The following is a 12,724-nucleotide window of genomic DNA, read 5'->3' as shown; positions in this document are numbered from 1 at the left end:
GGGCGCGGGGTGCGTTTTTGGCTGCGGGCCCGCTGTGGCTGGTCGCGCAGTTCCCCGCGCCCCTAGGTAGGTATGCGTGCCCCCGGTCATCCAGTGAACCGGGGGTGCGGCAGCATTGGGGGTTCCCGCACGTCCGTACGACCGAGAGGGCCCTTATGGCCGCGGCAGCGCCCAAGCCCGAGATTCTGGCCGCTTTCGAGGCGGCCAAGGGGTTCATGCCCGCCGGTGAGGGGCTCGCGCTGTACGAGGCCGCCGTCGAGGCGGGGGCGCTCGGGCTGCCGTTGCTGGAGGTCGGGACGTACTGCGGGCGTTCCACGATTCTGCTCGCCGACGCGGCCCGCGCGGCCGGGGTCACGGCGGTCACCGTCGATCATCACCGGGGCAGCGAGGAACAGCAGCCGGGGTGGGACTACCACGACCCCGAGACCGTCGACCCGGAACTCGGTGTCATGGACACCCTTCCGCTCTTCCGGCGCACCCTCCACACCGCGGGCCTGGAGGACCACGTGATCGCGGTCGTCGGGCGTTCGCCGCAGGTGGCGCGGATCTGGAACTCGCCGCTCGGCCTCGTCTTCATCGACGGCGGGCACACCGACGAGCACGCCACCGCCGACTACGAGGGCTGGGCCCCGCACGTCGCCGAGGGCGGCCTCCTCCTGATCCACGACGTGTACCCCGAACCCGAGGACGAGTTCACCGGCCAGGCGCCCTACCGCGTCTACCTCCGCGCCCTCGCCTCCGGCGCCTTCACCGAGGTCTCCGCGACCGACTCGCTGCGCGTCCTGCGGCGAACGGAAGCCGGAGTCCGAGCCCACGATTAGAGTCGCTCTCGTGTCCTACGCAGGCCCCGGCTTCGAGCCGCCCCCGCCCCCTCGTCCCTTTCTGCGCCGTCCACTGGCCGTCGCCCTCGCCGCGCTGGTGCTGGGCGGGACAGGCGGGTGGTTCGTCTGGGGGGCCGTCGCCGACGACGGCGGGGGCGACGGCAAGGGCCGGGCCGAGTCCGGCGGCGTGTATCCGTCCCTGTCGCCGATCGAACCGCCCGACTTCGCCGCCGCGCCCAGCCAGCGGGCGACTCCACTGACGGGCAAGGTCGTCGTCATCGACCCCGGCCACAATCCCGGCAACTTCAAGCACACCGCCGAGATCGCCCGCAAGGTGAACATCGGCACGAACTCGAAGGAGTGCGACACCACCGGTACCTCCACCAACAGCGGTTATACGGAGGCCGAGTTCACCCTCGATGTCGCGCGCCGGCTGCGGACGGTACTCGAACGGGAGGGCGCCACCGTGAAGTTCACCCAGGACGGCGACCGGTCCGACTACGCCTTCGGGCCGTGCGTGGACGAGCGCGCCCGGATCGGGAACGCCGCGCACGCCGACGCCGTCGTCTCCATCCATGCCGACGGGAGCGTGCAGGGCAACCGCGGGTTCCATGTGATCCTGCCGGGCGCGGTGCACGAAGGGGCCGCGGACACCCGGCCGATCGTCGCCTCCTCCCGGCTGCTCGGCGAGGATGTCAAGGCCGGGTTCATCGGCGAGACGGGCGCCGCGCCCTCCAACTACATCGGTGGCGGTACCGGTCTGGACACCCGCACGGACCTCGGCGGTCTCAATCTGTCAACGGTTCCGAAGGTGTTCATCGAGTGCGGCAACATGCGCGACAGCAAGGACGCGGCCCTGCTGACCAGCGGAACCTGGCGGCAGGAGGCCGCACAGGGGATCTCTGAGGGAATCGTGAGTTTTCTGCGCGGGTCGTGATCAACGTGTGCATCCCGGCGGACAGTCCACTCGGGCGGACGATAATGTCGTGCCCCTACGCACGATCGATCGACGACCGTCCGAATCCGGATGGTCGGCCGACCGAATGACGGCGACGACACGACCTACGAAGGACCTGAGGACCTGAAGTGAATATCCGCTCCCTCACTCGAGGCGACGGCGTGGTGATCGGAGCAGCGGTATTGCTGTTCATCGCGTCGTTCCTCGACATCTACTCCGTCGACGGCGCCACGGGCGTCGACATGCCGAGCGCCTGGGCCAGCGGACCGCTCCTGCTGGGCGTCGTCCTGGCGGGCCTCATCGGTGCCGCGCTCGTCGTGGTGTCGCACGGTCTGCCGCAGGTGCCCAAGGTCGCGGGCATCGAGCTCGGCCAGTTCGGTGTCGCCTTCACCGTCTTCGCCGCCTGGAGCGCGCTGGGCAACGTCTTCGACCCGGCGGGCGGCATCGACAACGTCGGCAACAACGCCGGTTCGGGCCCGGACGCCGGCACCGGCCTGATCCTCTCCCTCGTCGCGACGGTCGTCATGGCCGCCGCCGCTGTCGCCACCCCGCTGGTCCCGGCCCTGAAGGGCGCCCTGGTCGGCGCTCCCAAGCCGCCCGCCCCGCAGCCGTACGGCGGGGCCGGCCAGCCCTTCCCCGGCGGCCAGCCCCAGGGCAGCTACGGCTACCCGGGCGCCGACGCCCAGCAGCCGCCGTACGGCGGTCAGCCGCAGACCGGTCAGGCCTTCGGCGCCGGCGCGGGTGCCGGTGCGGGTCAGCCGCCGCAGCAGGCGCAGCCACCGGCCCCGGAGTTCTCCCCGTTCTGGTTCGCCGTGCCGGTGCCGCGTGCCCTGTTCGCGGAGGACGGCTCCGCGACGGCGATCGCCGAACTGGCCCCCGGTACCTGGTACCTGGCCGTCGAGCAACGCGGCCAGGGCCTCATCGCCCAGACGCAGGACGGCCGCCGGGGTGTCCTGCAGGACACCTCCGGCATCCAGCGCGGATAACACCGACTGCGGGATACGCGAGCTGCGGCCCCTTGCCCTTCCGGGCGAGGGGCCGTTGTCGTACAGTCACGGCCGGCCCTCTCGGATCTGACGTACCGTCAGGAGGCAGGCATGCGGCTCGGTCTCGCGCTCGGCTACTGGGGTCGTGGCCCCTCCCCGCTCCATGTACCGCTCGCCCAGGAGGCCGAACGGCTCGGCTACGACTCGGTGTGGACCGCCGAGTCCTGGGGCTCGGACGCGTTCACCCCGCTGACGTGGATCGCGGCGCAGACGTCAAGGATCAAGCTGGGTACGGCGGTTGCCCAGATGGCGGCCCGCTCGCCGACGACCACCGCGATGCACGCCCTCACCCTCGACCACCTCTCCGGCGGACGCGTCATGCTCGGCCTCGGCCTGTCCGGTCCGCAGGTCGTCGAGGGCTGGTACGGGCGCCCGTTCCCGAAGTCGCCGCTCACCGCGACCCGGGAGTACGTGGATGTCGTACGCCAAGTACTCAGGCGCGAGGCCCCCGTTGAGCTGGAGGGGCGCTTCCACCCCGTGCCGTACGACGGTCCGGACGGCACGGGAATCGGCAAGCCACTGAAGTCGATCACCCATCCCCTGCGCGCCGAACTCCCCGTCCTGCTCGGGGCGGAGGGGCCGAAGAACATCGCGCAGACGGCCCGGATCGCCGACGGCTGGCTGCCCCTGTACTGGTCCCCGCTGCGGGCGGAGGTGTACGAGGAGCCGCTGAGCGGTGCTCCGGAAGCCCGCGAGGGATCGAGCAAATGTGACTTCCTGGTCGCGCCGATGGCGCAGGCCCGCGTCTGCGCCGACGTCTCGGAAGGGCTGCTGCCCGTCAAGACGATGCTCGGCTTCTACATCGGCGGGATGGGGCACGCGGCCCGTAACTTCCACGCCGACCTGATGGCACGCATGGGGTACGAGGAGGAGGCCCGGCGGATCCAGGAACTCTTCCTGGCCGGTCGGCGCGAGGAGGCCGTGCTCGCCGTGCCGGACGCCTTCGCCGACGAGATCTCCCTCGTCGGGCCGCGTGAACGCATCGCGGAGCGGCTGGAGTTGTGGCGCAAGGGGCCGGTGACCGACCTGCTCCTCCTCTCCCCCGACCCGCACACTCTGCGCGTGCTCGCGGAACTCAACTCCTGACGACAGGCTGCCGTCGGACCGGCCTCAGACCGGCGGCGGTCCAGTTGGTTTCAACCGGGGTTTCCGGGCAATCCGAAGGACATGTCCCCTGCATATCGCCGTGGTAGCAATCAGGCCGGGTCGATCGTCGCGATCGTCGCCGACATCATGGCCTTCATCATCGGCCTCTGGATCCTGATGTACTTGCTGGACGCCAACCGTGCGAACGACTTCGTACAGTTCGTCTACGACGCGGCCTCCTGGCTCGCGGGCTGGTCGCACGACCTGTTCACGTTCGACGAGCAGTGGGCGCGGGTTGTCGCCGGTTACGGACTGGCCGCCATCGTCTATCTGTTCGTGGGCCACGCGATCGCCAACCGCATCAACCGTCACTGAGTACCGGTCCAACGGCTGGACCCCGGCTGCAGGCATCCGCTACTCGCAGCAGTCCGGGTCCAGCCCCGTCGGCAGCAGTTCGCCGCCGAACACCGCGCAGGTCGCCTCGTGGCCGCCGAGTGCGGCGACCGCGAGGAGCAGTGAACCAGCCGTCCAGGTGGTGAGTTCGCGCGGCCAGATCGCCTTGGCGTCGAACACGTACCCCGTCCAGTAGAGGCCGCTTTCCGCGTCGCGCAGATGCCGGATGGACTGGAGGATCTCCAGGGCCCGGTCGGACTCGCCGACCACCCAGAGCGCCAGGGCCAGTTCGGCCGACTCGCCGCCCGTCACCCAGGGGTTGGGCACGACACAGCGCACCCCGAGTCCGGGGACGACGAAGCGCTCCCACCCCTCCTCGATACGGGACTTGGCCTCCGTACCCGTCAACGCACCGCCCAGGACCGGGTAGTACCAGTCCATCGAGTAGCGGCCCTTGTCGAGGAACCGCTCGGGGTGCCGGCGGATCGCGTGCCGCAGCGCACCCACCGCCAACTCCCAGTCGGGCTGCGGCTCTTCGCGTGCCTCGGCGATGGCGAGCGCGCAACGCAGCGCGTGGTGGACGGACGAACTGCCGGTCAGCAGCGCGTCCTTGATCTCCGTGCCGTCGTCCTCGCGCTTCCACCCGATCTCGCCGCCGGGCTGCTGCAACCGGAGGACGAACTCGACGGCCGCGAAGACCGTCGGCCACATCCGGTCGAGGAAGGCGTCGTCGCCGGTGGAGAGGTAGTGGTGCCAGACGCCGACGGCTATGTAGGCGACGAAGTTGGTCTCCCGGCCCCGGTCGGTGACGGCGGCGGCGTCCCCGTCGGCGTACGCGGCGTACCAGGAGCCGTCCTGGACCTGGTGGGCTGCCAGCCACAGGTACGCCCGCTCGGCGGCCTCGTGCTCGCCTGCCGCGTCCAGGGCCATCGCGGACTCGGTGTGGTCCCACGGGTCGAGATGGTGCCCCCGGAACCACGGAATGGCCCCGTCCTCCCGCTGCTCCAGGAGGATCCCCTGGACGGTGACGGCGGCCTGCTCGGCGGTGAGGACCCCGGGCAGGACGAGGTGTTCTGTCCGGGGGGTCGTCACTTCGCGGCCACCTCGGCTTCGGACTCGGCATCGGACTTCGAAAGGCTCGGGAGGTGCGGCTTGGTCGCGTACGCCACGAAGCTCTTTCCGATCAGCGGGTTCAGCGCCTGCTCGGCGACCCGGGTGACCAGCGGCTTCTTCATGATGTCCCAGACCAGCAGCTGGTGGTAGGCGCGCACCGGCAGCACCTTGTCGTTGTCCACGCCGAACGCGCACTTAAGCCACCAGTACGGGGAGTGCAGGGCGTGGGCGTGGTGCGTGCCGTAGGGCTTCAGTCCCGCTTCCCTGATCTTCGCGAGGAGCTCGTCCGCCTTGTAGATGCGGATGTGGCCGCCCTCGACCTCGTGGTAGGCGTCGGAGAGGGACCAGCAGACCTTCTCGGGCCCGTAGCGCGGCACGGTGATCGCGATCCGGCCGCCGGGCTTCAACACCCGCACCATCTCCGCGAGTACGCCCTTGTCGTCCGGGATGTGCTCCATGACCTCGGAGATGATCACGACGTCGAAGGACTCGTCGGGGAACGGCAGCGCCAGGGCGTTGCCCTCCATGGCCGTCGCGGTCGCCCCCGCGGGTGCCTCGCCCGCCTCCTTCATCGCCGCGAACCACTTGGCGACCTCGCGGATCTCCTCACCGTTCTGGTCGAGCGCCACGACCTGGGCGCCGCGCCGGTAGCACTCGAACGCGTGCCGGCCGGCTCCGCAGCCGAGGTCCAGGACGCGGTCGCCCGGGGCGAGCGGGAACCGGGTGAAGTCGACGGTCAGCACGAAGTCCTGCTTTCGCGGTCGGGGGTCACGTTGGGGGCGGGCATCGACTTGGGCGCGGGTTTGGACTTGGGTGCGGAGCGGGCGATCGCCTCGCGGTAGTGGGCCGCCGTGCCCTGAGCGGCTCGGGCCCAGGTGAAGCGGTTCAGTACGCGGTCGCGGCCCGCCCGGCCGAGGCGAGCCCTCAGCTCCGGGTCGGCGAGGAGCGCGGCCAGGGCGGTGGCCAGGGCTCCCGGGTCGCCCGGCGGTACCGCCAGACAGGTCTCGCCGTCGGGGCCGGCCACCTCGGGGATCGCTCCGCCGGTGGTGGCGACCAGTGGCGTACCGGTGGCCATCGCCTCCGCCGCCGGGAGGGAGAAGCCCTCGTACAGGGACGGTACGCAGGCGATCTCCGCCGAGCGCACCAGATCGACGAGTTCCGCGTCCGAGATGCCCTTCACGAACTCGACGGCACCTTCGAGGCCGTACCGCTCGATGGCCTGGGCGACGGGCCCGTCCTCGGCACGCCTGCCGACGACCACGAGGTGGGCGGCGGGATGTTCCGTACGTACCTTCGCCAGCGCCTCGACGAGGAACACCAGCCCCTTGAGGGGAACGTCCGCGCTGGACGTGGTCACGATGCGGCCCGGTACCTGGCGGACCGCCGGGTCGGGTGAGAAGAGGTCGGTGTCCGCGCCGATGTGCACGACGTGGATGCGCTCGTCCCGTACGCCGAGATGGTCGACGATCTCCTGGCGCGACGTGCCCGAGACCGTGAGCACCGACGGCAGGCGGCGTGCCACCCGCTTCTGCATGCGCGTGAAGCCGTACCAGCGCCGTACGGACATCCGGCGGCGCGCGCCTTCGGCCGCGTCCAGTTCCAACTGCCGGTCCACGGTGATGGGGTGGTGGATGGTGGTGACGAGCGGGGCGCCGATGTCGCCCAACAGGCCGTACCCGAGGGTCTGATTGTCGTGCACGACGTCGAACTCGCCGCTCCTTGCTCGCAGTTGACGGCGGGCGCGGAGAGAGAAGGTGAGCGGTTCGGGGAAGCCGCCGGTCCACATGGTGGCGACTTCGAGCGCGTCGATCCAGTCGCGGTACTCGTCACGCGCCGGAGTACGGAAGGGGTCCGGGTGGCGGTACAGGTCGAGGCTGGGCAGCTCGGTGAGGAAGGGGTCGGGGCCAGAACCGGCTTCGGACCCGTCGCGGCCGTCGAGCACGTCCAGCACGGGGTACGGCTGGGAGCCGATGACCTCGACGCGGTGACCGAGCCGGGCGAGTTCGCGCGACAGATGGCGTACGTAGACGCCCTGGCCGCCGCAGAACGGGTTCCCCTTATAGGTCAGAAGTGCGATGTTGAGCGGTCGCTCGCCGTCCGCTGCAGGTTCCCCCGGAGGGCCTGCCTCGCTGGCCTCGGCCGTCACTCCTGGCCCCCTTCTCCCCACGGTTTCCCGCGAGACTACGACGGGACGCTAATCTAGAACAAGTTTCAGACTTGATCGTTCAGGAGGCTCCGAATCTACCGGCAGGTACCTCGGCTGTGAGCGGTGGATCAGGTGATTCGCGCCACGGCAGCCGCGCGACACCGACGTGCCATGCTGACTGTTCGCTGACATATGACTGCCAGATCGCTGACTGATCGCCACTCGATCGCCGCCCGATCGTCACACGATCACCGACTGTCACGGAACGGGACCCATGCCTGCCGACGCGAAGGTGGAAGCACATACGGCGCGACCGAGTTCGCCGTCCGGCTCGGCGTCCCGTCCGGCGTCCGGTTCACTGCCGTCCGCGTTGCCGCCGTCCGCTCCGCTCACCGAGCGGCAGCAGGCCCGGCGGCGCCGGATCCTGCACGCGAGCGCCCAGTTGGCGAGCCGGGGCGGTTTCGACGCGGTACAGATGCGGGAGGTCGCGGAGTCCTCGCAGGTCGCGCTCGGCACGCTCTACCGGTACTTCCCGTCCAAGGTCCATCTGCTGGTCGCCACCATGCAGGACCAGCTGGAACACATGCACGGCACGCTGCGCAAGAAGCCGCCGACGGGTGAGACGGCCGCGGAGCGGGTGGCGGAGACCCTGATGCGCGCCTTCCGTGCGCTCCAGCGAGAGCCGCATCTGGCGGACGCGATGGTGCGGGCGCTGACGTTCGCGGACCGCAGCGTTTCACCCGAGGTCGACCAGGTGTCCCGTCAGACGACGGCGATCATCCTGGACTCGATGGGGCTGGGTGACCCGGGCCAGGGACACCCGACGCCCGAGCAGCTCTCGGCGGTCCGCGTCATCGAGCACACCTGGCACTCGGCGCTGGTCACCTGGCTGTCGGGCCGGGCCTCGATCGCCCAGGTGAAGATCGACATCGAGACGGTGTGCCGGTTGATCGACCTGACGGATCCCTCCGGGGAGGACCGGTAGGTTTCCCGCCCCCGGCGCCCCTACCCGTCCCGTCCCTGGGGGCTGCGCCCCCAGACCCCGCTTTCGGCCCTGAAGGGGCCTCGTCCTCAAACGCCGGACGGGCTGGAGAGGCGGGCCGGAGCGGGAAGGGTCCGGGGCCGCGCGGGAGGGCCCCCGACGGTGCTGGAGGGGTGCCGGACGGCATCGAGTAGTTCAACGGCGCCCGGTAATCATGCCGAGACGGGCGGGTGGGTGGGAAACACGGCCTGGGCCGCACCCACCCCACCCGCACTACTCCTCCGGCGGAAACACCGCCTCCCCACCCCCCAGCAGCGTGATCATGATCGCCTCCACCGGGCAGTTCTCCGCCGCCGCCAACACCTTCTCGTTCGCGTCCGTGTCCGGTTCGACCGGGTGGGACTGCATCCCGGTGTCGAGGCGGAAACCGTCCGGTGCCCGGTGGACGCACTGGGCCGAGCCGATGCACAGCGAGCGGTCGACCTCCACGTGCCAGCGGTCGCCCATGGCCCCTACCCCTCCCAGCCGGCCGGGAGGTGGATCATCTTGTGCTCCAGGTACTCGCTGAACCCCTCGGGCCCGAACTCCCGGCCCAGCCCCGAGCTCTTGTAGCCGCCGAACGGGCCGAGCATGTCGAGGCTGAAGGTGTTCACCGAGTACGTGCCGGTACGGACCTGCCGGGCGACCTCGATGCCGCGCGCGACGTCGGCCGTCCACACGCTGCCGGAGAGCCCGTAGTCGGAGTCGTTCGCGATCTTCACCGCCTCGGACTCGTCGCCGTACGGGATCAGGCAGATGACCGGGCCGAAGATCTCCTCACGGGCGATGCGCATCGAGTTGTCGACGTCGCCGAAGAGGGTCGGTTCGACGTACCAGCCACGGTCGAGTCCCGGGGGGCGTCCGCCGCCGGTGAGGATCTTCGCGCCCTCCTCCTGGCCGATGCGGATGTAGTCGAGGTTGCGCTGCTGCTGCCGTTTGGCGACCAGCGGGCCGACCTGGGTCGCCGGGTCGAGCGGGTCGCCGACCACCAGCGCGCTCGCGGCCTGGGTGAAGGCGTCCGCGAACTCGTCGTAGCGGGAGCGCGGGAGGAGGATGCGGGTCTGGGCCACGCACGCCTGGCCGTTGTTCATCCAGGCGGCGGAGACGATGCCGGGCACGGCGGTGTCGAGGTCGGCGTCGGGCAGGACGACGGCCGCCGACTTCCCGCCCAACTCCAGTGTCACGCGGGTGAGGTGGCGGGACGCCACCTCCATCACGCGCTTGCCCGCGGCGACCGAGCCGGTGAAGGACACCTTGTCGATGCCGGGGTGTCCGACGAGGTACTCGCTGACCTCGCGGTCGGCCGGGAGGATGGAGAGAACGCCGGGCGGCAGTCCGGCCTCCTTCGCTATCTCCCCGAGGATGTACGAGTCGAGGGGCGACTCGGGCGACGGCTTCAGGACCACCGTGCAGCCGGCGAGCAGCGCGGGCGCGAGCTTGGCCGCCGCGACGAACTGCGGGACGTTCCAGGGGGCCACGGCGGCGACGACGCCCACCGGTTCGCGCCGGACGAGGATGCGGCCGAGGACTCCGTCGCGTGACTCCTCGTACGTGAAGCCGCGGGCGACCGTGATCGCCGCGTCCCACACCATCATCGCGCCGAGGGCCTGGGCGAGGACGCTCCAGGAGTACGGGGAGCCGTTCTCCGAGGAGATGACGCGGCCGATCTCCTCGTACCGTGCCGCGATCCCGTCCTTGATGCGGGTGACGACGGCGATCCGCTCGTCGAGGGTCAGCCGCGGCCAGGGCCCCTCGTCGAAGGCCGTGCGCGCGACGGCGACGGCCCGGTCGACGTCGGCCGTCGAGGCGTGCGGCACGCGGCCGATGACCTCTTCGGTGTGCGGGGAGATGACCTCGATGACGTCCTTGCCGAGGGGGTCGGTCAACTCCCCGCCGATGAACAGCTGTCCGTGTTCCACGAGCTCGGTCATGGCCGACTGCCTCTCGCCGACTGCCTTTCCGGGTACCGTCTCTGACGGATCGTCAGATAGATACGGAGACAGTTACCAGTTCCCCACCGAGGAGTCCACAGCTCGCGCACCACCAGGAGGTAAGTGACTTGGGCTCCCATTGGAACCAGTTCTAGTTATAGTTGCTGGCAGCCCAGCCGCAGGGGAGCCCATGACACAGGTGTCGACGCAGGTGACCGATCATGGCGGGGGCGTACGGTCCCTCCGGGTCCCCATTCCGAACAACCCCCTCGGATACACACTGGTGTATGTCGTGGACACCGACAGCGGGCCGGTGCTCATCGACACGGGTTGGGACGACCCGCTGTCCTGGGACGCGCTCACCGAGGGCCTGTTGGCGTGCGGCACGTCGGCCGGCGAGATCCACGGCATGGTGATCACCCACCACCACCCGGACCACCACGGCCTGTCGGGCCAGGTCCGTGAGGTGTCCGGGGCGTGGATCGCGATGCACGAGGCGGACATCTCCCTGGTACGGCGGACGCGCGACAACCGTGCCGACCGCTGGTTCACCTACATGACGGCGAAGCTGGCTGCGGCCGGCGCACCCGCCGACCACGTGGCGACCCTGAGCAGGATCCCCCTCGGTACCCTGCCCGGCTTCTCTCCGGCGCTCCCCGACCGCGAGATCGTCCCCGGCGAACTCCTCGATCTCCCCGGCCGCCGCCTGCGCGCGATCTGGACGCCGGGCCACACCCCGGGCCACGTCTGCCTCCACCTGGAGGAGGCCCACCCGGCCCAACTTCCGGGCAACGGCCGCCTGTTCTCGGGCGACCACCTGCTCCCGGGGATCACCCCGCACATCGGCCTGTACGAGGACCCGGACGACACGACGGTCGCCGACCCCCTCGGCGACTATCTCGACTCCCTGGAGCGCATCGGCCGCCTGACCCCGGCGGAGGTCCTCCCGGCCCACCGCCACGCCTTCCCCGATGCGACCGTCCGCGTACAGGAACTCCTCGACCACCACGACGACCGCCTCACCGGCCTCCGCACCCTCCTCACCACCCCCCTCACCGCCTGGCAACTGGCGGAACGCATGGAGTGGAACCGCCCCTGGTCCGAAATCCCCCCGGGCTCACGGAACATCGCGGTCTCGGAGGCGGAGGCCCACGTACGCCGCCTGGTCAAACTCGGCCAGGCGGAAGCGGTGACGGGAAGCGATCCGGTGACGTACGTGGCGGTGTGACGCGCGGCCCGGATCGTCCCGCCGAGCGGGCTTCACGGCAGCAGCGTACGGATCAATTCCTCTGCTGCTCCCAACAGTTCGACCTCACTCCGACTCATCGTCGGGTTCGCCGCCCGCCGCCTGCGCGCCTCCGGCAGCCCCTCCGCCGTCCGGCCCGCCTCCGGCACGGCGGACGGCGCTGTCAGCAGAGCGGTCAGCATCGCGCGGGCCGGTTCGGCCAAGGGGTCGGCGGATACCGCGACTTGGGCCAGGATCACGGCGGACATGGCCCGGTCCAGGCCCGGCGGCCCCTCCTCCGCGTTGGCCCAGTCGATGACCCGGGGGCCGTCGGGAGTGAGCATTACGTTCTCCGGATGCAGGTCGAGGTGGAGAACGCGGGTCCCGGGTTCGGTGGCCGGGTCCCGGGGCGGGACGGCGTGCAGGCCGTGCAGGAGCGCCGACAGCATTTCGCCGCTCGCTCGCGCATCCAGCAGCCCCGCCGCGAACGCCTCCAGCATCGTCGGTCCGGACAGCCGCTCCAGGACCAGGTCGGTCCGGGTCGCCGCGCGCACCTCGGGCACGGGGTATCCGTGACCTCGTACGTGCTCCATGACGGCCGCCTCCGCCGCCGCATCCCCGTATCCGTCCCGGTAGCGGCGCAGCACCCACGCCGGCTCGTCGAGTTCGTACACGTCAGCCGTGCGCCCTGAGCCGAGCACTCTTCCCGTCAACATGCGGTGAACCTATCTCCGTCCACAGGGGCCCCTCAGCCGTTCGCCGCCGGGCCGCCTTCGAGAGCCAGGTCACTTTCGACGCGCCCGGCGCGTGAAGCGGCCCACAGGACGCAGATCACCTACGAGGCGGATTAGTAGACCGAAGTGCATGTCATGCCCACATAGAAACCGCCTCTGACCTGCACATTGAGAGCCACGTCACAAAGTGCGCTGAACACCCATATACGAACACAACTAGCAAAAGGGGTGATTGCAGACGGCCGCCGGA

13 protein-coding genes are annotated in these 12,724 nt (G+C 70.3%); 7 read left to right on the top strand and 6 right to left on the bottom strand.

From position 1 onward, the window contains the following. Nucleotides 1-155: 155 nt before the first annotated feature. The 5 genes from G3I56_RS05210 (at nucleotide 156) to G3I56_RS05190 (ending at nucleotide 4,286) form a co-directional block, all read left to right on the top strand. On the top strand, nucleotides 156-821 hold the full coding sequence (locus G3I56_RS05210; RefSeq protein WP_164407561.1) for a class I SAM-dependent methyltransferase: 666 nt from the start codon (nucleotides 156-158) through the stop codon (nucleotides 819-821). 10 nt (nucleotides 822-831) lie between these two features. After that, the gene (locus G3I56_RS05205; RefSeq protein ID WP_164407559.1) at nucleotides 832-1,758 is read left to right on the top strand and encodes an N-acetylmuramoyl-L-alanine amidase; all 927 of its coding nucleotides are present in this window, start codon (nucleotides 832-834) and stop codon (nucleotides 1,756-1,758) included. A 149-nt stretch (nucleotides 1,759-1,907) separates the two neighbouring features. Beyond that, the gene (locus G3I56_RS05200; RefSeq protein WP_164407558.1) at nucleotides 1,908-2,765 is read left to right on the top strand and encodes a DUF5336 domain-containing protein; all 858 of its coding nucleotides are present in this window, start codon (nucleotides 1,908-1,910) and stop codon (nucleotides 2,763-2,765) included. Between the two features lie 111 nt (nucleotides 2,766-2,876). Next, a complete protein-coding gene (locus tag G3I56_RS05195; protein ID WP_164407556.1) occupies nucleotides 2,877-3,911 on the top strand; it encodes an LLM class F420-dependent oxidoreductase in 1,035 nt (344 codons plus the stop codon). 81 nt (nucleotides 3,912-3,992) lie between these two features. Beyond that, a complete protein-coding gene (locus G3I56_RS05190) occupies nucleotides 3,993-4,286 on the top strand; it encodes a hypothetical protein (protein ID WP_164407554.1) in 294 nt (97 codons plus the stop codon). A gap of 39 nt (nucleotides 4,287-4,325) precedes the next feature. Here G3I56_RS05190 and G3I56_RS05185 read toward each other — a convergent pair whose 3' ends face one another. The 3 genes from G3I56_RS05185 to G3I56_RS05175 are packed head-to-tail and all read right to left on the bottom strand — an operon-like array spanning nucleotide 4,326 to nucleotide 7,563. Beyond that, a complete protein-coding gene (locus G3I56_RS05185) occupies nucleotides 4,326-5,396 on the bottom strand; it encodes a prenyltransferase (protein WP_164407552.1) in 1,071 nt (356 codons plus the stop codon). Continuing rightward, nucleotides 5,393-6,160, bottom strand: a complete 768-nt coding sequence (locus G3I56_RS05180; RefSeq protein WP_164407550.1) for a class I SAM-dependent methyltransferase — start codon at nucleotides 6,158-6,160, stop codon at nucleotides 5,393-5,395. Before G3I56_RS05180 ends, G3I56_RS05185 begins: the two co-directional genes overlap by 4 nt. Further along, a complete protein-coding gene (locus tag G3I56_RS05175; RefSeq protein ID WP_164407549.1) occupies nucleotides 6,154-7,563 on the bottom strand; it encodes a glycosyltransferase family 4 protein in 1,410 nt (469 codons plus the stop codon). The genes G3I56_RS05180 and G3I56_RS05175 overlap by 7 nt, the downstream gene beginning before the upstream one ends. Before the next feature lie 274 nt (nucleotides 7,564-7,837). Between G3I56_RS05175 and G3I56_RS05170 the strand changes: the two genes are divergently transcribed. Further along, nucleotides 7,838-8,548 carry a TetR family transcriptional regulator gene (locus G3I56_RS05170; RefSeq protein WP_203689217.1) on the top strand — a complete coding sequence of 237 codons (711 nt, stop codon included), beginning with the start codon at nucleotides 7,838-7,840 and terminating at the stop codon, nucleotides 8,546-8,548. 270 nt (nucleotides 8,549-8,818) lie between these two features. Here G3I56_RS05170 and G3I56_RS05165 read toward each other — a convergent pair whose 3' ends face one another. Continuing rightward, nucleotides 8,819-9,052, bottom strand: a complete 234-nt coding sequence (locus G3I56_RS05165) for a ferredoxin (protein ID WP_164407547.1) — start codon at nucleotides 9,050-9,052, stop codon at nucleotides 8,819-8,821. Nucleotides 9,053-9,057: 5 nt separating this feature from the next. Then, nucleotides 9,058-10,515 carry an aldehyde dehydrogenase gene (locus tag G3I56_RS05160; protein ID WP_164407545.1) on the bottom strand — a complete coding sequence of 486 codons (1,458 nt, stop codon included), beginning with the start codon at nucleotides 10,513-10,515 and terminating at the stop codon, nucleotides 9,058-9,060. 190 nt (nucleotides 10,516-10,705) lie between these two features. Here G3I56_RS05160 and G3I56_RS05155 point away from each other — a divergent pair, with 190 nt between their 5' ends. Further along, complete coding sequence (locus G3I56_RS05155; RefSeq protein ID WP_164407543.1) at nucleotides 10,706-11,743, top strand: MBL fold metallo-hydrolase; 1,038 nt, start codon at nucleotides 10,706-10,708, stop codon at nucleotides 11,741-11,743. A gap of 32 nt (nucleotides 11,744-11,775) precedes the next feature. Here G3I56_RS05155 and G3I56_RS05150 read toward each other — a convergent pair whose 3' ends face one another. Beyond that, the gene (locus G3I56_RS05150) at nucleotides 11,776-12,456 is read right to left on the bottom strand and encodes a phosphotransferase (protein WP_164407541.1); all 681 of its coding nucleotides are present in this window, start codon (nucleotides 12,454-12,456) and stop codon (nucleotides 11,776-11,778) included. Nucleotides 12,457-12,724 lie beyond the last annotated feature (268 nt).

Source organism: Streptomyces sp. SID12488, from assembly GCF_010548275.1.
In the GTDB taxonomy this organism is placed as follows: Bacteria; Actinomycetota; Actinomycetes; order Streptomycetales; family Streptomycetaceae; genus Streptomyces.
The sequence above is the reverse complement of the archived record's forward strand: the minus strand, read 5'-3'. Positions and strand labels throughout refer to the sequence as shown.